We start from the raw sequence: 23,148 nt of genomic DNA on the forward strand, positions 1-23,148 counted from the left end.
TCCGCTATGGAACTTGTCGATTTACTACGCAAAATGGTCGATGACGACGGCTCAGACCTTTACCTGTCTCCAGGCGCACCTCCGAGCATCAAATTCAACGGCGTTCTCACTGCGATGGCCGATGCGGTCAGCCCTGATGAAGTTAAACAGCTACTTTTTGCGGTGATGTCTCAACCTCAAATTGACGAATTCCAGTTACAGCAGGAATTGAACTTTGCTCTGTCAGTACCCGGAGTCGGACGCTTCAGGGTCAACCTCTTTATTCAGCGTGGTCAGATTGGCGCGGTGATACGTAATATCAAGACTGTCATTCCTCAGTTTGACGAACTGGGCCTTCCACCAGTATTGCGCGAAGTCATTCTGGACAAACAAGGCCTGGTACTATTTGTCGGTTCCACTGGCTCGGGTAAATCGACCTCTCTGGCAGCACTAATTGATCACCGCAACAGTAATCACGCTGGTCATATCATCTCCATTGAGGATCCGATCGAATACCTGCACCGCCACAAAAAATCGATCATCAACCAGCGTGAAGTGGGCATGGATACCCATAGTTACGGCGAGGCGCTAAAGAATACACTGCGACAAGCGCCAGATCTCATATTGATCGGTGAGATCCGTGACCGTGACACGATGGAATATGCGCTGGCCTTTGCCGAAACGGGCCACCTTACACTGTCGACGTTGCACGCCAATAACGCCAACCAGGCACTGGACCGCATTCTCAACTTCTTCCCTGAGGACCGCCACCGCCAGATTCAGCACGACCTTTCATTGAATATTCGCGCCTTCGTGTCACAGCGCCTGCTGCCAACTGTCGATGGTAAACGCTGCGCTGCCTTCGAGATCTTGTTGCGAACGTCCAGTGTCAGCGAGCTGATCAAGCGAGGAGAGATTGGTGAGCTGAAAGACATTATGGCCAAATCCAATCACATCGGCATGATGACCTTCGACCAGTCCATCTTCAATCTGTTCAAGGAAGGCAAGATCACAGAAGAAACCGCCATGCGTAATGCTGATTCTCCAAACAACATGCGCCTGATGATCAAGTTTCTTAAAGACGGCCAGGGTATGGCGGATCGAAAAGTGCCGGAGTTTAATACAGGCGGCAAGCCGCCAGCATTTGAGGTGGAGTGATGACACCTGCCCCTATACCGCACGTGATGGAGCACAGTCTCCAACATTTCGCCTCGCCCTAGTGCAAATGCGAACATGAGTAAACCTTTTTCAACCTGGAGGATATCTATTAGAGAGGTATAGAATGCAACATGGCTAACAAGCTGATCATTTGCATCCTTCCATTACTGCCTCAACCTCTATTACCTGTGGGATCAGCGAGAAGCCACAAGCAGCTCGTCAGCAAAAACTCAGATACAGAAGAATGACTGGGCAGCCTTCCATTTCCACTAATGATCATTTGATCGAAGACGACCCTGAGAGAACGTGACCACTGCTCATCAAGCTGCGCCATCCCACGCATCCTGCAGAAAACAAAACTTAGTCGATTTGTATCGTCCTGCAGATACAAACTAATCATTTACTGCCTCCCAAGTACCCTACACAGCAAGTTGGCAAACAGCTTGCTTAGTACCTGGGTATAGCAAGCACTCTCAGGGTAGAGCCAACTAGCATCAAGTGAATACAAAATACGAAGGCTTAGGAGAACTTTTCCAGCGCAGACCGATGTACCATGCCGAAACACAGAAAAACCCAAAGTGTAAAGATTTTGAAAAAAATTTGATTGGCCCCTGCTGTTTGAAAAGTTAAGCTCTTCGGGATAACAACAATCACAGCTGGTGACGAGAGCATGACACTTCGTTACAATGCGCTCAGTCGGTACTGGGATAGTGTTATGGCCGTTGGCACATAAGCAAAGTTTCTGTTGTTCAGTAAGAACAACATCAGAGAATGGAAGCGTATGGAAGTTGCAGCGACCCGATGGTACCTCATTCAATGCAAACCTCGAGAAAGCTTCAGAGCAGAACTCCACCTGCGCAATCAGGGCTATGAGTGCTTTCATCCGACCATAAGAGTCGAAAAAGTACGAAAGAGCGGTCCTCAATGGGTAACAGAACCTCTGTTTCCTCATTACCTATTCATCTCTTTGAATGGTATCGAGGACAACTGGTACCCGATTCGTTCAACTCGTGGCGTATCTAAATTGGTGACCTTCAATGGCGCCCCTCTTCCTGTGCCAGACCAGATAGTCCGAGACCTACGCTCGTGCATGGACAGCGGAAAGAAGCTGTCCACGCCACTTACATTTGTAGAGGGTGAGAAGATCCGTATTGTTGATGGCTGTTTTAAAGAACTGGAAGCCCTGTTTACCGCACGAAGTGGCGAAGAGCGAGTCATCGTCCTGCTAAACATTTTGAATAGACCACAGCATATCTGCTTACCGATACAGGCTATAACGCACCTGTAACACATGCAGTGCTGAATACATACACCCCAAGACCTCCTAGTCATGGGGTTCATTTTGTACGTTTTTTGGAAAGAAACGCAAAATCCAAGGGCGGTAGCGTACCTCAATGGTAGTTGTCTGCAACTCATAGGATAGGGAGCGGCCAGCAACATGGAATACTTTCTCAGCATAACGGTTACTACACTGTCAACGGCTTTTATTGCCCTTCTGATGCTTCGCCCCTTGTCAACCCGTCTGGGCTTTGTTGACATTCCTAATGCCAGAACCGTCCATCACGGACATGTCCCCAACATCGGAGGGCTGTCAGTGTATCTTGGAATGCTGGCTCCCGTTCTTTTCATGAATGTCGACTGGCAGTATCAGGGGCTATACATTCTAGGCGTGTCAATAATGGTTCTGACAGGTGCACTGGACGATTTAAAAGAGCTCTCTGCCAAATCCAGATTACTTGTCCAAGCAGCGGTCAGTCTGTTAATGCTGATGCTGGCTCAATACCCAGTGTCTTATCTAGGAGAGTTCCCGATACTAGGATCCTTTAACATAGGGGGACTAGGTTATGTCGTTGGAGTATTTGCAATCATCGGCAGCATCAACGCCTTCAACATGATCGACGGTATCGACGGTCTGGCAGGTTCAGTAGCGTTGATTGCACTAGCACAAATCTGTCTTCTACTTTTTATACGTGGGAACACTGATCTTTGCTTATTGGCACTGATCGTAATTGTCGCTCTGATCCCCTACCTGATCCTTAACCTTGGCTTATGGCCCTTCGAGAGGAAGGTTTTCATGGGTGATGCCGGAGTTATGTTTGTAGGCTTCACCATCGCATGGCTGTTGATAAATGCTACGCAGTCCCCCTCGCGTTATATAAGCCCTATCTCAGCATTCTGGATCATTTCTCTGCCTTTCATGGACATACTTGAGGTTATTCGTACACGTTTAAAACAAGGTAAGTCCCCCTTTCAGGCTGACCGCCAACATATCCACCATTTTTTCCTGAATGCAGGACTTCCAGCCAAACACGCGTTGGTAGCTGTCTTGATTTTAGCCACATCCACATCGGGTTTAGGCTTGGCATTAGAGCTAATAGGAGCGAAAGAATGGATAATGGTGTTAATGTTTATCGTCCTCAACGCAGCTTACTTCCAAGTTAAACCGCACCTATGGAAGCTTTTCAAACGCTGGGCAGTTCACACGTATCCAAATGATCATTAACAGCAGCTGCAAGACTCTTCATAGCGGTAACTGTTACAACAACAGCTCCCCTTCATACCGAACACCAAGCAGTGAAATATGAGCAAACTATTAAAAATTTCATGGGCAGCGCCCTTCAGCGTACTGCTGATAGTGACCGGATGCAGCAATACCCCTCCAACTCTGGTCGCCTCTAGAGCCTTAATTGATCACACTCAACGAACTGACTTACAAATCGTCACTGACAACGTCTCAAGCAATCTTGAAGTCGCTAGTGTTGGCCAGCCTATCGCCATAAATAACGACACCTATGTCGTCTCTAAAAAGTACTCATCAGCCAGTGGCCTGAATTGCCTCATGCTTGATGCCAGCACCCCCACTGCCAGCTCACCACAACTCAGCGTATGCCGTGAGCCATGGGGGCTTAAGTGGTTCAAAACCAAAGACGTTGTAGCTAGCATGGGCAGTGGCAACACATCTGTGGATAGTGATGCCAACCTGAGCGGCTTCAGTAGCAGCTCACTTAAATGAGAGTCAGGACACAGGAATCCCCAATGAGCCGCTTTTTATCTCTACGTTGCGCTCTGCTTTCAGTAGGGCTGTTGTTCTCGATAACAATGCACATCAGCTTTGCTGCAGACACCACTGTACCCAACCTGTCTCAGCCAGTAGCAAGCGCAACCGCCACATCGTCAGTACTCCCATCAGCAGAGAAAGGCCTCCCTCCGCCTTTTGGCGCGAACTTGTTTCTGGGAGGGTCTGACGCAGAACGCAACGATGGCCTCAATGAGAGCTACCTCATCGCCCCCGGTGACAAGATCGCCGTGCAGGCATGGGGAGCCATTACACTGAGTGAAACGGTAACCGTTGACTCACAAGGCAATGTATTTATTCCAGAAGTCGGCCCCATTACAGTAGGCAATACACCTGCAAGCAAGCTGAATGCATTAGTAACCTCCAAAATTGAGGCGGTATACCCTAACAACGTCAATGTTTACGTCAACCTCCTCACGGCAACCCCTGTTAGCGTATTTGTCACCGGACCTGTACTACGCCCGGGTCAGTATGCGGGCATGGCCTCCGACAGCCTGCTTTACTTCCTTATCCGAGCTGGCGGCATAGATTCTGAGCGTGGTAGCTATCGTCACATCGTCATTCTTCGGAACAACAACCCTGTGCTGGATGTGGACCTATATGAGTTCTTGCGCCAGGGCTTCCTTCCCAACTTCAGCTTTAAAGATCAGGACGTTATTCTGGTCAAACCTCAGGGTTCAACAGTAACAGTCGAGGGTGGAGTACGAAATCCATTCCGTTTTGAGTTCTCGACCGCTACGGCACTCGGTAGCGAACTAACCAAATACGCCCGACCTCTGGCCAAGATCAGTCATGTTGGCGTTGAAGGGTCTCGAAGCTCTGTCCCTTTCTCGGTTTACCTTGCTTACCCACGCTTTAATAGTTTTGACCTTGAAGATGGCGACACCGTCACTTTCAATGCAGACCTGAAACCACAGGTCATCGATATACTGATCCAGGGTAGCTATTTAGGCCCATCAACTTACACGGTCAAGAAAGACACCCACCTTCAGGATTTGCTTGATCACGTGGCGATAGATCCGGCACTTGCCGATGTCCAATCCATTTACATCGAACGAGCCAGTGTAGCTGCCAAACAAAAAGAGATGATCGATCAAGCGCTGCAGCGCCTGGAGCGCAGCGTTTATACCGCACCAGCCTCCTCTGAAGGTGAGGCTCGAATCCGCACAGAAGAAGCGGGACTAGTAAGTGACTTTGTAAAACGTGCACAGCAAATCATTCCTAAAGGCACGGTTGTTGTTTCACAGAACGGCAGCGTTGCCAATATCCTCCTGGAACAGGGTGATAAGGTAATAATTCCTCAGAAGAGCGACTTGGTTCAGGTCGGTGGAGAAGTGCTGATGCCTCAGGCCGTAGTATTCAACCCCAAAGCCAAACTTGAAGATTATATTGCCTGGGCTGGAGGCTACACTGAACGTGCAGACATTGAGCGGATCGCTATTGTGCATGCTAATGGCCTGGTAGATTTCAACCAGAAATCAACCCTTCGTCCCGGTGATCAACTGCTGGTACTGCCAAAGGTAGACGCAAAAAATATGCAAGCAGTGAAAGATATCACCCAAATCATTTATCAAATTGCCGTAGCAGCGAAAATCGCACTTAATTTCTAACTGAAGCTAACCCAGAGGAGCTTTATATATCGCCTCTGGGTTAACTAATCTACGGCAAACTGCATGACTCAAACGCCAGAGAGAAATTTCCCAGATACAGAGTTAATCTCATATTCTGTGGCACTTTGTACCTACAATGGTGCACGTTTCATTGAGCAGCAGCTACAGAGCATTGCTGATCAAGACTTAAAGCCTGATGAAATAGTCATTTGTGATGATGGCTCAACCGACAACACGCTAAAACTGATTGAAGAATTTGCGCAAAATAATCCGTTTCTAAACATAAGACTATTCAGAAATGATAGAAATATGGGGTATATAGCTAACTTTGAACAAGCAATAAAGCTATGCCGCAATACGTATATCTTTCTTAGTGACCAGGATGATGTCTGGGTTCCCGAGAAAGCAGCAGTCCAACTTAACTATATGGCAGCACCAAACACTCTTTTAAGTTTTAGTAATGCCGCCAGGATATCTGATAGATCAACAGCGCTAAGTCCCGACTTATGGAGCTGTGTCAATTTTAACGAGTTACGTCAACACCAATTATGTAATGGCCGTTCCCTAGAGGTGTTATCGAGGCATAACGTTGTAACAGGTGCCACTGTTGCATTCAGAAGAGATTTTGCACTAGCCAGTATGCCATTCCCCAAGAGCTACCCGCATGACGCCTGGTTGGCATTGAATGCGGCATTGCAGAATGGCTTGGTGTGTATAAACCGGCAACTGATTCAGTATCGGCAACATGATAAGAACACTCTAGGAGCTCACTACATCTCACCCTTACAGAAAGCCTGGCGAGCATTGTGGAAGCCACGAGATAAATTTCCGAAAGATTTCTACCAGCGTCTGGAAATATTCTCTCAGCTAATTGAAGACCAGCGTTTTCCAGTCGACTTTCGTGAAAAGTTAGATACGGTATTGCGCTTTCAGACATTTCGCTTGGCCGTTATAGAGCAAAGAACTTCCCCCTGCGAGGGCCTAAAAGAAGTTTTCAAATGGTCACGACACGGCCTCTACTACAGCCATGGAGCAGGATGGCGCTCAATCTTGACGGATGTTCTGCAGCTGATTCGCAGTATGCCGTACAGAGTCATCGCTAGATGTAATAGCGGTAAGAAAGAAAAATGAAAATTGCTCACGTGGTAAATAGACTTGACGGTAATGGAGTTACCAAAGCCGTAATAAATCTATGCGAGACGCTAAGTGACCGCGGCATAACATCAGATATTATCGTACTGGAAAAGACCGAATACCCATTACGTATAGACATACAGCTTCACTCACTAGGCAGTTCGGGACTAATGAAGCGTCAGAACCCGATAGTGAAATATGTCAGAAAGCTAGCAAAATATACGGTAGGCAGCCTTGCCTACTACTCATTGAAAGCAGAAAAGAAAAGTGCTCAGCTCGACCGCCTTATTAAAAAAGAAGGCTACACGCACATATTGCTACATTGTCATTATTCAAAAATACTTTTTTCTAAAGTTAAAGAAGCAAAGTGCTTTCCAGTTATTCACAATAAAAAAAGTAAGCACTTGAAAGCCACCTGGTGGCTACCAAGCTGGATCAACCGACACGTGATGAGCAGAGCACTCGTTGATCGGTCAACGATTGCAGTGTCAAAAGCGGTAAGGAATGACTTAAGTAAGTATCTGCATGTAGAAAAACATCAGCTCAGTGTTCTACCAAATGTGATTAATAGTGCTGCAATTACATCTCTTGCAAAACTGGACCGTCCACTACCCGCAAAGCTTATAGAAAAACAATATCTGCTAGCCGTTGGTCGGCTAGCTCCCCAAAAACGTTTTGATCGGCTACTCAAAGCTTACTCGATGAGTAGTTGCGAATTACCACTGGTTATAGCCGGTGATGGTATCCAGCTAAAACTACTGCAGAGACTAGCAAGAAGATTACGAATTAATCATCGGGTAATTTTTCTGGGTCATGTAGAAAATCCTTACCAGCTGATGAAGCATGCACGTTTGCTCATTCTTTCATCAGACTATGAAGGTTTACCAACCGTATTAATTGAAGCATTACTTTTGCATACGCCTGTACTTGCTACTGCATGCAGCGGGGCTAGAGAAGCAGTGGCAAATTGCAAACTGGCAAAACTAGTACCAATCAGAAAGCTCAGCGTACTTGCCGAGTCGATAAACCAGTACTCATTACATCCTCCAACATGCGATGAGTGTAACTGCATGCTAGATCACTATAAACCCGAACGAATCATCAAGGAATTTCTCAATCTGGTGGACTATGAATCGAACCATTAAAGTTATTCATGCCATACCAGAGCTGAAAGTAGGTGGTGTGGAACGTGTGGCAATGCACCTCTTGCAAAGTCCCTTACACGGTGTGGAATATCATCTTTTAGTTATTGAGCAAGCTGATATAGATTTAATAGAAAAACTACCTGCACATGTTCTTACTCGCCTGCATATTCTTAATGGGAAAAAACATAGACCTAGTACATATTTCAAGGCAATACATAGAATAAAAGAAATAGCCCCTGACTGGCTCATGGCATCACTGTGGCGCGCACAACCCCTTATATGGATGAGCCGTCAGGAAAACTATAAGACAGTTACCTGTTTCCACAATACACGGTTCTCACACATCCTAGATAAGGCAGCAACAATTTTTAGCCTGAAGAATGCGAACTATTGCTTTACTGATTCACAAGCAACAGCTGAGTTTATCAGACAGTTTAGCAATATACGTATTGAACACCTTCATCATATTATCCAACAGCCGCTGCTAACCGGTGTCCGTAAACAGAAACGTTTAGTGTATATAGGTAGATTAGCGACACAAAAAGGTCTTGAGCAAGGAATACAACTAATTGTCGCACTGAAACGCCTGAGACAAACCTGGCATTTGGACTGTTATGGACCAGACGAAGGTGCTTTACGGAAGCTCCAGCTAATGGCAAAACAATATGGCGTGGAAGAGCAAATACACTTTTTTGGCTCGCGCAACCCTTCAGAAATAAGCACGATTCTCGCTAGCTACGACTATCTGCTGCAGCCATCTCCTAACGAGGGCATGGCCATGGTGGTAATGGAGGCGATGCAGCAAGGGACAATTCCTGTAGTCCGACCAAGTGGAGAAATACCACAATACACGCAAGATGATCACGACGCTATTTGGTTTAATGCTGTGAATGATCAGTTAGCAAAGCGCTTAATTGCTTTAGCAGACAATGATCAACTTAGAGAACAGATGCGGACACGCATGAAAGAAAAAGCCTCGAACTGGAAAGATGTATGCGATGAGCTTTCTACACTACTGCTCTCTTTACATGTTCCAGCCAACTTATCCCAAAATTACTGACGTATGACTCAACTTAAAAAGCGACATCCCGCACTCATCGTTAGAGATGTTATTTTTGCCATATTTATCCGTGAACTTAAAGGTAGGTTTGGTGCATTCAGATTAGGCATAGGCTGGGCAATTATAGACCCTGTAGCTTTCATTTTCATGATGACAGTATTTAGAAGCATTACGGGATCGCATAGCGTTCAAGGCATACCTTTCCCCGTCTTTTTTATGCTTGGCTACATTCCTTTTAACTTTTTCCTAAAGGTACAGAGTCAAGTTACAGGAGCAATTCGGGCAAGCCAAGGTTTATTTGGATACAGGCAAGTGAAACCAATAGATGCCATTTTGGCCAGAACGCTTTTAGAGTGTCTCATATTGCTATTTGTACTGGCACTACTATTTTTAGTCTTCCTCTGGGTTGGTGTAGACGTACAGGTCGACAATCCTTTACTACTTATAGCAAGCATATTCTTCCTAGTTACTTTTGGTTTAGGACTTGGCATATGCTTCTGTATATTACAGAGCAGATTCCCTGAATCCGAAAAATTCATTGATATCGCAATGCGCCCTCTTTTCTTTATATCCGGCGTATTTTTTTCCTTAGATGAGATACCACAACAATACCGTCACTACATAGATTGGAACCCAATCGTACATGGTACAGAAATGGCCCGAGCTGCTTGCTATGACTCTTTCTCAAGTGCTGGAGGTAGCATTGAGTACCTAGCCTTTTGGGCAGTTTTCTTCCTATTTCTTGGCCTTGCCTTGTATCGACTAGAATGGAAGAGGATAGTGGCATCGTGATTGAATTAATAAATGTCACAAAGTACTACCCCACAAGCCTTGGAAGAAAATATGTTATCCGTGATATTACAGCCACAATTCCTGGCCGTAGAAATATAGGCATATTGGGAAGAAATGGTGCAGGCAAGTCTACCCTACTTAGACTTCTAGGTGGAATCGACTTTCCCGACAAGGGAGAAATAAAGACTGATCAGCTAATTTCTTGGCCACTTGCTTTATCTACAGGACTGCACCCAATGATGACAGGTCGTGAGGGTACTCGCTTTGTGGCCAGAATTCATGGCGCACAGAACATAAAAGAAATTGAAAGTTTTACACAGGAGTTTTCAGAGTTAGGTTATAACTATGACCTTCCTGTAAGAACGTATTCTTCTGGCATGAGAAGTCGCCTAGCGTTTGCTATATCCATGGCATTTGATTTTGACACTTATCTGCTAGACGAGATTACCTCTGTAGGAGATCCTCGATTTCAAAAAAAAGCGAGAGCAGCATTGAATCAAAAACGAGAAACAGCGAACGTCATAATGGTTTCTCATGCTCCAGGGTTGCTTAAAGAATTCTGTGACTGTGGCATTGTTTTGGATGATGGCAAGATGACATTTTACGAGAGTATTGATAGAGCCATCACCATTTACAATGCACTCTAAAGAGTATCTTTATAAATACGACTTCACCATTAACAGGCTAATTCAACGACTAATATTTATGAGCCAAATTTCAAATCAAAGTACAACGGAGGCAGGGCAACAATCTGCAGGTGGCACAACAGAGCCACAACAGTCGAACAAACCTCCTGTACAGCAACCTGCGAGTCCAGCGCAGCAACAACAGGCGAACAAGCCTCCGGTACAGCAACCTGCCAGTCCAGCTCAGCAACAACAGGTGAACAAGCCTCCTGTACAGCAACCTGCCAGTCCAGCTCAGCAACAACAGATGAACAAGCCTCCGGTACAGCAACCAGCCAGTCCAGCTCAGCAACAACAGGTGAACAAGCCTCCGGTACAGCAGCCTGCGAGCCCAGCTCAGCAACAACAGGTGAACAAGCCTCCGGCACAGCAGCCTGCGAGCCCAGCTCAGCAACAACAGGCGAACAAGCCTCCGGTACAGCAACCTGCCAATAAAGCGCAACCTCCGAATACAGAGCCTCCTATTATATTTCCAAGCAATCACGCTGCCCCTGCAAAGCAGGGTAAAAAGATTTGGTGGAAACGCCCTTTTTTATTGATAGTTGTACTACCAATATTTTTGATAGCTACCTACCTGCTCGCTGTAGAGTCAGATAGATATGTAAGCTATGCCAGCGTGATTGTTAAGCAATCGGACGAGCTTAGTACAGCTACAGGTGAGTTATCCTTGCTTGGAAGCGCATTAGGAAAGTCAGGGAACAGCGACCTTCTTTTAGTTCAGGAATACGTGTTGTCCAGAGATATGATGAAGTATCTCGAGAGCGAACTTCATCTTAGAAACCACTATGAAAACAGCGGTGCTGATCCTTTAAGTAAAGCATGGACATTCTTCAACCAGGAAGATATGTATCGATACTACAAAAATCATGTCTCGGCAGATATTGATACTGTATCAGGTGTTCTAAACGTTCAGGTGCAGGCTTTCACCCCGGAATACTCTCAGAAAGTCGTACAGGCAATAATTAAACGTAGCGAATGGTTCATTAACCAGATAAGTCAAAATTTAGCAAGAGAACAGGTAAGTTTTGTTGAAGGAGAACTGAAACGCTCACAAGACTTACTCAGAGGTAGTCAGAAAGACGTAATAGATTTCCAGCAAAAGTTCGGATTATTTAGCCCAGAGCAAGATGGTGCCGCTATGCAGGGAAATGTAAACCAACTTGAGGCACAACTGGTCCAAGCTGAAGCAGATCTTAAAGCGCAACTGTCATACATGAGTAGCAGCGCGCCTGACGTAATCAGAAGCAAAAGCAAAATCACCGCACTTAATAAACAACTGGCATTGGAGCGGGCAAAGCTGGCAAGCTCTGAGAAGAAAAATACATTAAGTGATATGAATGCTCAGTACCAAGATCTAAAAATTAGCGCAGATTTCGCTTTAGATGCCTATAAGAGTGCTTTGATCTCTCTTGAGAAAGCCCGTATTGATGCCTATCGCAAACTAAAGAACCTTGTAGTGATAGACAGTCCCAGCCTTCCGGAAAGTGCTGAACTCCCTAACAGAATGTATAACTTACTTACAGCCAGCATTTTGATCATTCTTCTGTACGGGATTGGTGTCATCATATTGGCTACCATTCGCGAACATAAGGATATGTAAATAGTCAGCATGCACAACAATTCTGTTCAGGACTCATGTAAAAGAAACCAAATAAAGGAGTTATAGAATGATCGAACTAACAGCAGAGATGATTAGTAGCACAGCCCAAAATAGGAAAGGAATAATTTTGGCAGGAGGATCAGGCACCAGATTGTACCCTCTTACTAAGGTCATTAGTAAACAGCTAATGCCTATTTATGATAAACCTATGATTTACTACCCGCTCTCAATCTTAATGCTAGCTGGTATCAGAGACATTCTTCTCATATCAACCCCTGAAGAACTGCCACGTTTTGAGTCATTATTGGGAAATGGCAACCAATGGGGTATCAGCATCAGCTATGTGGTGCAGCCTTCTCCTGATGGCCTTGCTCAGGCATTCATTCTTGGAGAAGAGTTCATAGGCAATGCCCCCTGCTGCCTAGTATTGGGTGACAACATCTATTACGGGCACGACCTTGTTAACTCACTGAGGCGTGCTAGTGATCAGGCAGAAGGAGCGACCGTATTTGGCTACCATGTTAATGATCCTGAACGATATGGAGTCGTTGAATTTGATCAGAATGGACAAGCTATATCCATTGAAGAAAAGCCTGCACAGCCTAAATCTAACTATGCTGTAACAGGTCTGTATTTCTATGACAACAGCGTCATTGAGATTGCCAAAGCGGTAAAACCCTCCCCTCGTGGTGAGTTAGAAATAACTGACGTAAACAATGCGTATCTTGCAGCAGGTAAGCTTCGGGTAGAGGTGATGGGCCGCGGATCAGCTTGGTTAGACACAGGCACTCACGACTCACTGTTAGAAGCCTCTGACTTCATTGCCGCAATAGAGCGCCGACAGGGGTTAAAAGTTTGCTGCCCAGAAGAGATTGCTTATCGACTAGGCTACATCAACGCTGCGGAACTGGAAGCCCAAGCCAAACCATTGTTGAAAAACGGCTATGGGCAATACCTAATGAAAATACTCTCTGAAAAAGTGTTCTAACTTAGTTAGGAGCGGCCTGCCGCTCCTAATCATCAATCTTTCGACGAGATGCCAGATGAAGTTTATTGATACAGCAATACCTGACGTAAAAATAATTGAGCCAACAGTGTATGGTGATGAACGTGGCTTCTTTATGGAGACATTTCGCCAAAACCTCTTCGAAGAAAACTGCAGCACACGCCCTTTTGTACAAGATAACCACTCTAAATCCCGTCAGGGCATTCTTAGAGGCCTGCACTACCAGATTAAGAATCCACAGGGAAAGCTGGTTCGTGTTACAAATGGAGAAGTATTTGACGTCGCCGTTGACCTACGCCGTAGCTCAAACACATTTGGCCAATGGGTAGGAGTATTACTTTCCGCTGAAAACAAACGTCAATTATGGGTTCCAGAAGGTTTTGCTCACGGTTTTTATGTGACTAGCCAATCGGCAGAGTTTGTTTACAAATGCACAGACTACTATTCACCAGAGCATGATCGTTCGTTACGATGGGATGATCCATCACTAGCTATTACCTGGCCATTAATAACGGATATTGGCTCTCCGCAACTGTCAGCTAAAGATGCTAAAGCACCGTCTCTAAAAGAAGCAGATATTTTTGAATAGCCAGGAGAAGCCAATGGAAAAAGTACTGGTTCTAGGAAAGAATGGCCAACTTGCGCGGGAAGTAGTTAAAACGAAGCCGGATAATATTGAACTAATTGCTCTTGGTTCTAACGATCTAGACATTAGAAACAAAAAAGCAATAGGGGAAGTATTTAAAGCATATAAACCTGATATTGTGATTAATACTGCGGCCTATACAGCCGTAGACAAAGCTGAGTCTGAGATGACAGCAGCCTATGCCATAAATGAACAAGGGGTAGCATTCATTTCTGAGGCGAGTGCCAAACATCACTCCAGGCTTTTTCATATATCTACTGATTTTGTTTTCGATGGTAGAAAAAGTACACCATACACATACAGCGACAAAACAAATCCTCTTGGAGTGTACGGTGCATCTAAACTAGCAGGTGAAAAAGCAGTCTGCTTATACAATGCAAAGAATTCCATCATCATCCGTACGGCATGGGTATACTCTGCACATGGCAATAACTTCGTTAAAACAATGCTTAGGTTAATGCAGGAGAAACCAAAGCTTGGCGTGGTTTACGACCAGGTAGGTAGTCCTACATGGGCAAAAGGACTAGCAACAACCATTTGGCAGCTGATTGACATTAATCCTGAAATACCCGAACACAGCCCTTTGCAGTTAAACTGGACTGACTCAGGAATTGCATCCTGGTATGATTTTGCTGTTGCCATACAAGAATTGGCAATCAGTAAGGGAATACTATCAAAAGCCGTACCCATAAACGCTATTCCCTCCTCTTCATTTCCAACACCAGCAAAGCGCCCATCATTCAGTGTACTTGATAAAACAGATCTACTATCCATCTTGGGCATTGAAAGTGGCATACACTGGCGCACCCAGTTAAGTTCAATGCTAGATGAACTAAAAGATTAAATTTAGTATATATTTTTCCTCTCTGATTAATTTGAAGGCTAACATGAAAAAAAGACTTCTAGTCACCGGTGGCGCAGGGTTCATTGGAGCCAACTTTGTCCATTATTGGATTAAGAAATACCCAGACGACAAGGTTGTTGTGCTAGATGCGTTAACCTACGCAGGAAACCTGTCTAATTTAGATCCAGTAAGCGACCATGAAAGCTTCGAGTTTGTACACGGTGACATTTGTGATACACAATTAGTAGAACAGCTATTACGAGATAAACAGCTAAATACTATTGTTCATTTCGCAGCCGAAAGCCATGTTGACCGTTCGATTACCGGACCAGATGCTTTTATTGAAACAAATATATTAGGTACGTACAGCTTACTTAAAGCAGCACGTAAAGTATGGCTGGAAGAACCCAAAGCTAAAGGTGAAGCTGCACTTCCCCACCGCTTCCATCATGTTTCTACTGACGAAGTATATGGAACACTTGGCCCTAATGATCCCGCATTCCATGAAAATACACCTTATGCACCGAACTCTCCATATTCTGCCAGTAAAGCTGCCTCCGATCATCTTGTGCGCGCATACCACCATACCTATGGTTTAGAGGTAACAACAAGCAACTGTTCTAACAACTATGGTCCATACCATTTTCCAGAGAAACTGATACCACTCATCATTACCAATATATTGCGGAATAAGCCATTACCGGTATATGGAGATGGAAAACAGGTACGAGACTGGTTATACGTAGAGGACCATGCTCAAGGTATTGATCTAGTTATCCGAAAAGGCGTCATTGGTGATAGTTACAACATCGGTGGACATAACGAATGGCATAATATCGACATAGTTAAACTAGTATGCAGGCTAATAAACAGTACTTTCAAAGAGAATGAATTACTTACTGCCAAGTATCCAGAAGCTATCGCTGCAATTAACGGCAATGCCGAAGAACTGATCACCTATGTTGAAGATAGGGCAGGTCATGACCGGCGCTATGCTATCGACGCAACAAAGACCAATAGAGACTTAAACTATAAGCCTTGCGAGTCCTTTGAGAGTGGAATTAAGAAAACTTTAGATTGGTACCTTGAAAATAACTCCTGGTGGTCTCCTTTAGTCAAGTAAATAAAACATCTGTTCAAACCAAGGACGTACTATGGGCTAGTAAAGTAAATTACTAGCTCAAGGAATTTGAGATGACAATAGAGATAAATTGCAACAAAGTATGTGTGATTGGTGCTAACGGCTTTATTGGATCCTCAATAGCGGACTCTTTAGAGAAAAGAGGGATTGACTGGGTAGGTGTGACAAGATCCGAGCCGAATAGAGACAATTGCATTAAACTAGATATTAAAGATACTCAAGGTTTGGCTGAAATATTTTCCCAATATCCAGTTGTCATTAATGCAATAGGATCACTAAAGCCAAAATCTTTCATTGATGATTTTGAAGGATCAATGCAAAGAGCATGGCATACACTGCACGACATAGAAAATTCAATATCTCAATCTACAGCAAAAGCCTTTGTACACATTTCCTCTGCGGGTACTGTGTATGGTGAAAACTTAGGACATCCAAGCAAAGAGACTGACACTAATCAGCCAGTCTCATGGTATGGCAGAACTAAGCTAGTAGAAGAATTGTATTTTAAAGAGGCCTGCAACAGACAAGGCATTAGATTTATATGCGCCAGAGTTAGCAATCCGTTTGGAAATAAAAGATACTCAGAGCACGGATTCATAGATGTGTTGGTAAATAGCATCCTCAACAGCAAAAGCTTTTACATTTATTCTCATCCTGAATACTATCGAGATTTTATTCATGTTGATGACATGGCTTCAGCTATTGTAGAGCTATCTATGTCAGATACCTCAGGAATATACAATATAGCATCTGGTGTATCACATAGTCTTAATGAAATAGTGCAATACGTCCTGAAAAAAGGTATAGAGATCGACCTACACCACATTTCTCCCAACAGTCAAGACGTCATAAAAAATCATATTTGCATTGAGAAAGCTTATAAATACTTACCCAAAAGTATGAAAAGTCTATTTGAATATCTTGATGAAAAATTAGCTTAAGCAAGGTGGGACGCATAAATATGGAATTCCTGATAAAAAAGAAACTCAGGTTAACAGCTCAACAGGATGAGGAATACAAGTTAATTTCTAATTTCAATATCGAGTGGGATGAATATCGCACTTTATATGATTTATCGTCCAATACAGACCCTGTTGTACATTTCATACTTAACTGGAAAAAGCTGCAGCCAACAATTCCTGCCGTCTTGGATACTGCCTACTATTTACTTAACAATACTGATGTAAAAGAGATAGGTATTAATCCTCTCGTACACTTCTTGCTCTATGGAAGGCCGGAAGGACGTCTCGGCTTCTCACATAGTGATGACTCTGTTCAGCAATCTGAGCAATTGCCCGAGACAGGCATGACCACCGGAATTGAAAGTAGTGAGATAGTACCAGCCATTTCGGCTGATAATGAGAAAAAATCAAGTTCTGAAGCACCACACCATAAAATTGAGATGGTTAAAGATATTCCTCACCAACCTACAGAGAATGTGCTGCAACAATTAAACATAGAAAAAGCACCTTCTTTTAATGTCAATAGAGAAGACACATCCACCATACCAGTCGATAGTGATATTTCTACAATCAAAAGTAAGCACAATTCACACTTATCTGTAGAGGAATTACATGCTTACGGAATACTTCAGTCAGCTAACCTAGCATGGGATACCTACATTCAGACCTATATTCACGACACAGAAAATGTAGACCCAATAGAGCATTATATTAAACACTGGAAGAAATCAAAGATCGAAATTAAGAACTTCTTTGATAGTGTCTACTACTTGAAAAAGTATAATGATATTGCTAGTAGCGAGCAAAACCCGCTTGTACATTTCATAGCGCATGGGAAATCTGAGGGACGACTAGGCTGCTATGAGGAAGAAGAGCAAAGACTAAATAACGCTGAACAGTTTGAATTTGATACCCTATCAACAGTTAATATTGACTGGGGTAAATATTTTGAAAGCAACAATATAGCAGATTATAAGCAGTCACCATTACACCACTACATCAAAAACTGGAAAAAACGGAACGATTTAATAGTTCCCAATTGTTTTGATACCGAACTTTATCTTGAGCTATATCCAGACATCAAGAAAAGTAAGGTCAACCCACTATCACATTATCTTCTACATGGAAAAAGTGAAGGAAGGGTTGGACTGTTTGAAATTGAAAAGCATGGTAAAGAAGGAAAACAAGCATTTAATAGTAACAAAGAAAGTATTGTGGTGGTATCGCATGAATCCTCTGCGACCGGTGCCCCTCTAGTTGGCCTAAATATCGGCAACGAGCTGTCAAAAAAGTATAATATCATACATTACATTTTACGTGAGTCAGACCTTCATGAAGATTTTTCTGAAAGGTCATGTATGGTCATTACCGATCTTAAACACAGAGTATTTCTAATATCAGTTAAAATCCTACAATGGCTTGAGCAGAAATATAAAATAAAGAGCATCATTTGCAACTCTGTAGAGACTATAGATATTTTGCAAGCTGCAAATAAGCTATGTATCCCCAGTATCTCACTAATACATGAGTTTGCAGACTACACTCGCCCTGTTGGGAAAATTACCAACACAGTGATGATGGCAGATAAAGTAGTTGTCCCTGCTAATATCATTCTTGACTCACTAAAACGTGAGCTGAAAAAGACATGCAATATATCTATCACACCTAATAACATTAGTGTATACCCCCAAGGTAAACTCCCTTATATACCGGCAGGTCACGGTAAATCATTAACTGCGGAACAGTTAAGGTCAAAGCTAAAGCTTGAACGTGACACCAAGCTGATTGTGGGAGCAGGATTTGCTCAAATACGAAAGGGCGTAGACCTCTTTGTTGATACTGCAATCAAGATCAAAAAGAAGTACAAGGGAAAGTGCAAATTTGTATGGGTAGGCTCAGGCTACAAGCCTGAAACTGACTTAGCTTATTCTGTATGGATAGAACCGCACATTGAAAATGCTTCAATGCAAGATGATATTGTGTTTCTCGAGCATCAAAGTAGCCTTGACCCGATTCTATCTATTACTGATGTATTCTGCCTAACGTCACGACTGGACCCATTCCCTAATGTTGTTATCGATGCTCTTCAAGCAGATGTGCATGTAGCTTGTTTCGACAAGAGTACTGGGTGTGCAGAGTTTTTAAACAGAAACAGATCTAATAGCAGCATTGCTGGCTATCTGGATACTGAAGATCTATCCAACAAGATAGTAAGCTACATCAAACAAAAAAACTCCCAAAGAGGCATCAACAAAAGACTAGTAGCAGAGAAGTTAGATTTCTCTAAATATGTACAATTTATTGAACGATGCATAGATGAAGCACGAGCATTCAGAGACAAGAGTCAATCTATAGACCAATTCCTATCCGAAACGCATGAGTTTGACTCTGATTACAATGATCACAATAATAAAGAAACTGCACAAAAATACTATGTTGAACGCTGTTTAAAGGGAATTCATATTAGAAACCCCAAGCCTGGATTCTCTGACTTAGAATGGATAAGTAACGAAGAAAATGGAAACTATTTCACAGTGCCTCTCTATAACGCATTGAAGAAACAAATTTCCAGCACGCACAAATCTGTCCTTTTAAAAGACGATACCAAAGGCACTAGCAAGCTGAAGTCAGCTCAGATGTATGCAGTTCACTTGCACCTTTTCTATACTGATTTAGCTAGTGAATTTTCTGACTATTTCTCGAATCTTCCCGGCAATTTCGATCTTTTCATTACCGTTCTTGATGGAGAGGATATCGATGCAGTCAAAGAGAAATTTAAGTTATGCGGAGCCAGAGACACTAAAGTTATTTCGGTGAAAAATATCGGAAGAGATATAGCACCTTTAATAATTGACCTAAAAGAAGAAATTACTAGTGGAAACTATGCCTTCATTGGCCACTTTCATAGTAAGAAGTCACTGGAAGTAGGAGGTGGACTAGGCGATCGCTGGCGTAAATATCTGATGAACAATCTCATAGGGACAGAGGCTACAGCTCAACAGGTGCTTTCACTATTTAACGATAATCAAATTGGTTTGATATTCGCAGATGACTATCATATATCTGACTTTGGTACAAATAAGGTGTTTGCCGATAAGATATGCTCAGATATAGGACTTCCATCTATGGAGCATGCCTTTATTTTTCCTCTTGGAACTATGTTCTGGGCACGGCCACAAATATTATTACCTCTATTTGAAAGCAACTTTTCTACGTATCTCCAGCAGGAACCACTACCCTATGATGGCTCCTTTATGCATGCCATTGAACGCCTGATACCACACCTATGTGAATCATCAGGGTATAGTTATTTAACAGTCTACACAGAAAATAACTACTGGTAATAAGGCCGAAGAATGAGAAAGCAATGTATAGTTCATATTGGAATGCACAAAACCGGCTCAACAACTATCCAGAATACACTTCACGATGCCAATATAGATAACTGTCAATACCTAAATTTGTGGAGCCCGAACCATTCTGGCTTTTTTGTAACAGTATTTTCTAGTAATGCTTACAAGTATCATGGACATACAAAACTTGCACGAACACACGATGAAATAGATATACTGAGGGATAACTTTAATGCAAGACTAGAAAGTGAAATAAGGTCTTGCACTAAAGATAAAGCAATTATCTCAGGCGAAGACATATCCAATATTCCAGAGGAAGATCTGGTTACATTAAGAGAGTATTTAAAGACACATTTCCGTGAAGTAAAAATTATTGGATATGTTCGACCTCCCGTATCATTTATTCAGAGCGCATTTCAACAACTCGTAAAAGATGGCTTAAACTATTTCAACCCTGACATACTCGTTCCCTCATATAGAAGCAAATTTGAAAAGTTTGATAGAGTATTCGGAGAGAGCAATGTTCGTTTGGTTTTATATTCCCGTGAAAGTTTAAAAGATGGAGATATAGTTTCGGACTTCTGCCACCAAATTGGCATACCTAGGATTATTAGAGAAGACATTTCTAGAAATGAGTCGCTATCTATGGAAGCCACCGCATTGCTGTATCTTCAAAGAAAGTATGGTTCGGGGTATGGCAACTATAAAAACTCTCCTAGAGATAACGATGTCTTCATTACTGAACTGAGTAGGATAGAAGGAAGGAAATTTTCTTTTGGACATAATATTGTTAAAAGAGTCATGGAGCAAATTAAAGGAGATATTGACTGGATATCAGATAGGCTGTCCCTAGATATATTGGAAAAAGATGATAAATCTAATGATGGAGTTGACAGTGAAGATGAGCTAATAGATATAGCCTTCAATGCCAGAAAAAAACTAATTGATATTCTCATATTGGAGAGAGCTACGCAAAACTGTGATCTAGAAAAGCTCTGCGATATTTTAGATACATTCAAGAAAAACATATCTACACCGGAAGCTCATCTGCCATTAGAAACGGTTTTATTTGGAGGAGGACATACATCCGAGATTGCTAAGGAAATTAAGTCAATTGAATCTGCAGTCGATGTAGACATATTGAGGGTGCTAACAGAAAGACTATTGGCTGTGGGCGAAAGAGAGGCAGCACTTATAGTCATTCAATGCGCACTAAAATTGCGTCCCAATGGACCTAGGCTAAAAGAAATATACAGTACACTGGTTAATCCATGTTGATTGCAGTTATACAGTCCTCAACCAAGAGAAAAAAGGTATAGGAATAGTGAAACGATTCATTTGTACCGGTTTTCATAGGAGTGCAACTTCCGTAACTGCAAATTGGCTTCAAGATCTAGGAATAGATATGGGTCTAAATTTGATGGAAGGTAACTTCTCAAATCTGAAGGGACACTTTGAGGACTGGGAGGCAGTTAAGGTCAATGATGCAATACTCAGCACATGTAGCACGTCTTGGATGGATATTGGCCAAGTCAACATTGAACCCGATGAAAACTCAAAACTCCAGCTACGTTCATATATAGCACGACGAGACAGCAACTCTAAGTTTTGGGGTGTAAAAGACCCTAGGATATCACTACTGCTAGAGAGCTGGGATAAAGCCTGTGATCATGAAGTTAATTATATATTTATAGTTAGACATTGGGCTGCATGCATTGACTCACTTTATCGTCGCGCAAGTAACAGACTGCTTCATGGACAACATGTTCTGGACCATTCTCTGTTTTGGGAAAAGCCATGTTTAGCACATAGAATGTGGCTTAACTATAATAAAAAAATTCTTGATTTTTATAGTCTTAACAAGGATCGCTGTATACTTATTACACAGAATTATATGACATCCAATGCTTGTCACTTGCCTAAGATTCTGAATGATAAGTTTAACTTGGCGTTGGATATTTCTCTAGAATCACCTATTAAAAGAGACCTACTTACAGAGAAAGCTGAGAAGATCATTCAAGAAAACGCATCATCATATATGATTGAATGCTTAGAAAATTTATGGAATGAAATTTTATCATCCACCAATCTAAAATCTGAAAACGAGAATATTATCTGGTCCTCCACACTGACAGATGAAGAAGCTCTTACAATAAAGAAGCTTAGTCAAAAAAAAATATGCTCACCAATGATGGTGCCGACTGCCTTTGAGGCAGTAAACCTTGCGCATCCTAAAAGCGTGGAAAGTAAACCAGAAGAAGAAATGATGCCATGGCAAGCAATCATTGATTTAGGCATTACAGCAAAGTCTAAGGGAAATTTTTTTGATGCTGAAAGATTTTTTTTGAAGGCAATATCTTTAGGTTCTTTCCCTTATGCATATGTTTACGTTGGTGACATCTATGAAGAGCAAGGAAAATTACTAGAGGCAGAGAGATATTATGGGATTGCAATACTTAAAAACCCTCAAAATCCCGCTTTCAAAATTCGGTTAGCCAATCTGCTTAGACGCCTTGGTCAGCATCAACGTGCTGCGTTAACTTATAAAGATGCATTTGATATTGAATTCCCTTCAGCTGCATTGGTATGCCATGCCGCAGACTCTGTCCTAAAGTCTGAGGGACCAGAAAGTGCAATTTCATTTTTGAACGGCTTTACGAGTTTTTCAAAGGAGAATAGCGTTTCCAGTACGCTAGCAAGGCTAGAGGCGCTTATAGATACAAAACGGGCTGAACAGACATTTAAGAATATAGCTCGAGAGCAGCTCAGCACCATTAATATTTCTAGTCAGATTGCCAAAGTAATGTCGAGTATTTCAGACTCAGGTTCAGAAATGTGCTTCCTAACCTATAGCTTAAAACAACTTAGAAGATACTTCTCACTTATTGAAATTGATAAGATCTTACAGGAGCAGGAAATATGAACCTTCTAATCAAAAAATCTAAATTTAATGTTT

19 protein-coding genes are annotated in these 23,148 nt (G+C 42.7%); all 19 read left to right on the top strand.

Annotation, left to right across the window (positions count from 1 at the left end):
• The first annotated feature begins 6 nt into the window (after positions 1–6).
• The 19 genes from WH50_RS07115 (at position 7) to WH50_RS07200 (ending at position 23,115) form a co-directional block, all read left to right on the top strand.
• Complete coding sequence (locus tag WH50_RS07115; protein WP_110186684.1) at positions 7–1,137, top strand: PilT/PilU family type 4a pilus ATPase; 1,131 nt, start codon at positions 7–9, stop codon at positions 1,135–1,137.
• Between the two features lie 781 nt (positions 1,138–1,918).
• Complete coding sequence (rfaH, locus tag WH50_RS07120; protein WP_110186685.1) at positions 1,919–2,425, top strand: transcription/translation regulatory transformer protein RfaH; 507 nt, start codon at positions 1,919–1,921, stop codon at positions 2,423–2,425.
• Between the two features lie 150 nt (positions 2,426–2,575).
• On the top strand, positions 2,576–3,640 hold the full coding sequence (locus WH50_RS07125; protein ID WP_110186686.1) for an undecaprenyl-phosphate alpha-N-acetylglucosaminyl 1-phosphate transferase: 1,065 nt from the start codon (positions 2,576–2,578) through the stop codon (positions 3,638–3,640).
• Between the two features lie 78 nt (positions 3,641–3,718).
• A complete protein-coding gene (locus WH50_RS26075; protein ID WP_133251267.1) occupies positions 3,719–4,150 on the top strand; it encodes a hypothetical protein in 432 nt (143 codons plus the stop codon).
• A gap of 23 nt (positions 4,151–4,173) precedes the next feature.
• Entirely contained in the window at positions 4,174–5,823 is a 1,650-nt protein-coding gene (locus WH50_RS07130) for a polysaccharide biosynthesis/export family protein (protein ID WP_110186687.1), read from the top strand.
• A 63-nt stretch (positions 5,824–5,886) separates the two neighbouring features.
• A complete protein-coding gene (locus WH50_RS07135; RefSeq protein ID WP_110186688.1) occupies positions 5,887–6,954 on the top strand; it encodes a glycosyltransferase family 2 protein in 1,068 nt (355 codons plus the stop codon).
• Entirely contained in the window at positions 6,951–8,102 is a 1,152-nt protein-coding gene (locus tag WH50_RS07140) for a glycosyltransferase (RefSeq protein ID WP_110186689.1), read from the top strand. The genes WH50_RS07135 and WH50_RS07140 overlap by 4 nt, the downstream gene beginning before the upstream one ends.
• The gene (locus tag WH50_RS07145) at positions 8,086–9,162 is read left to right on the top strand and encodes a glycosyltransferase family 4 protein (protein ID WP_110186690.1); all 1,077 of its coding nucleotides are present in this window, start codon (positions 8,086–8,088) and stop codon (positions 9,160–9,162) included. Before WH50_RS07140 ends, WH50_RS07145 begins: the two co-directional genes overlap by 17 nt.
• A 3-nt stretch (positions 9,163–9,165) precedes the next feature.
• Positions 9,166–9,954 carry an ABC transporter permease gene (locus tag WH50_RS07150; protein WP_110186691.1) on the top strand — a complete coding sequence of 263 codons (789 nt, stop codon included), beginning with the start codon at positions 9,166–9,168 and terminating at the stop codon, positions 9,952–9,954.
• Positions 9,951–10,601, top strand: coding sequence for an ABC transporter ATP-binding protein (locus WH50_RS07155; RefSeq protein ID WP_110186692.1), 651 nt, complete (start codon positions 9,951–9,953; stop codon positions 10,599–10,601). The genes WH50_RS07150 and WH50_RS07155 overlap by 4 nt, the downstream gene beginning before the upstream one ends.
• Before the next feature lie 58 nt (positions 10,602–10,659).
• Entirely contained in the window at positions 10,660–12,240 is a 1,581-nt protein-coding gene (locus WH50_RS07160; RefSeq protein WP_165838340.1) for a KpsE/RkpR family capsule polysaccharide export protein, read from the top strand.
• A 67-nt stretch (positions 12,241–12,307) separates the two neighbouring features.
• Positions 12,308–13,228 carry a glucose-1-phosphate thymidylyltransferase RfbA gene (gene rfbA / locus WH50_RS07165; protein WP_243410023.1) on the top strand — a complete coding sequence of 307 codons (921 nt, stop codon included), beginning with the start codon at positions 12,308–12,310 and terminating at the stop codon, positions 13,226–13,228.
• Positions 13,229–13,283: 55 nt separating this feature from the next.
• The gene (gene rfbC / locus WH50_RS07170; protein WP_110186694.1) at positions 13,284–13,835 is read left to right on the top strand and encodes a dTDP-4-dehydrorhamnose 3,5-epimerase; all 552 of its coding nucleotides are present in this window, start codon (positions 13,284–13,286) and stop codon (positions 13,833–13,835) included.
• A gap of 13 nt (positions 13,836–13,848) precedes the next feature.
• Positions 13,849–14,736, top strand: a complete 888-nt coding sequence (gene rfbD, locus WH50_RS07175; RefSeq protein ID WP_110186695.1) for a dTDP-4-dehydrorhamnose reductase — start codon at positions 13,849–13,851, stop codon at positions 14,734–14,736.
• 43 nt (positions 14,737–14,779) lie between these two features.
• Positions 14,780–15,859, top strand: coding sequence for a dTDP-glucose 4,6-dehydratase (gene rfbB, locus WH50_RS07180; RefSeq protein ID WP_110186696.1), 1,080 nt, complete (start codon positions 14,780–14,782; stop codon positions 15,857–15,859).
• Positions 15,860–15,930: 71 nt separating this feature from the next.
• The gene (locus WH50_RS07185) at positions 15,931–16,818 is read left to right on the top strand and encodes an NAD-dependent epimerase/dehydratase family protein (RefSeq protein ID WP_110186697.1); all 888 of its coding nucleotides are present in this window, start codon (positions 15,931–15,933) and stop codon (positions 16,816–16,818) included.
• A 20-nt stretch (positions 16,819–16,838) separates the two neighbouring features.
• Positions 16,839–20,183: a rhamnan synthesis F family protein gene (locus WH50_RS07190; protein WP_110186698.1), complete on the top strand. Its 3,345-nt coding sequence runs from the start codon at positions 16,839–16,841 to the stop codon at positions 20,181–20,183.
• Positions 20,184–20,195: 12 nt separating this feature from the next.
• Complete coding sequence (locus WH50_RS07195; protein ID WP_110186699.1) at positions 20,196–21,470, top strand: hypothetical protein; 1,275 nt, start codon at positions 20,196–20,198, stop codon at positions 21,468–21,470.
• A 46-nt stretch (positions 21,471–21,516) separates the two neighbouring features.
• Entirely contained in the window at positions 21,517–23,115 is a 1,599-nt protein-coding gene (locus tag WH50_RS07200; RefSeq protein ID WP_133251268.1) for a hypothetical protein, read from the top strand.
• The last annotated feature ends 33 nt before the right edge of the window (positions 23,116–23,148 follow it).

The organism is Pokkaliibacter plantistimulans, assembly GCF_003194385.1.
Lineage (GTDB): Bacteria > Pseudomonadota > Gammaproteobacteria > Pseudomonadales > Balneatricaceae > Pokkaliibacter > Pokkaliibacter plantistimulans.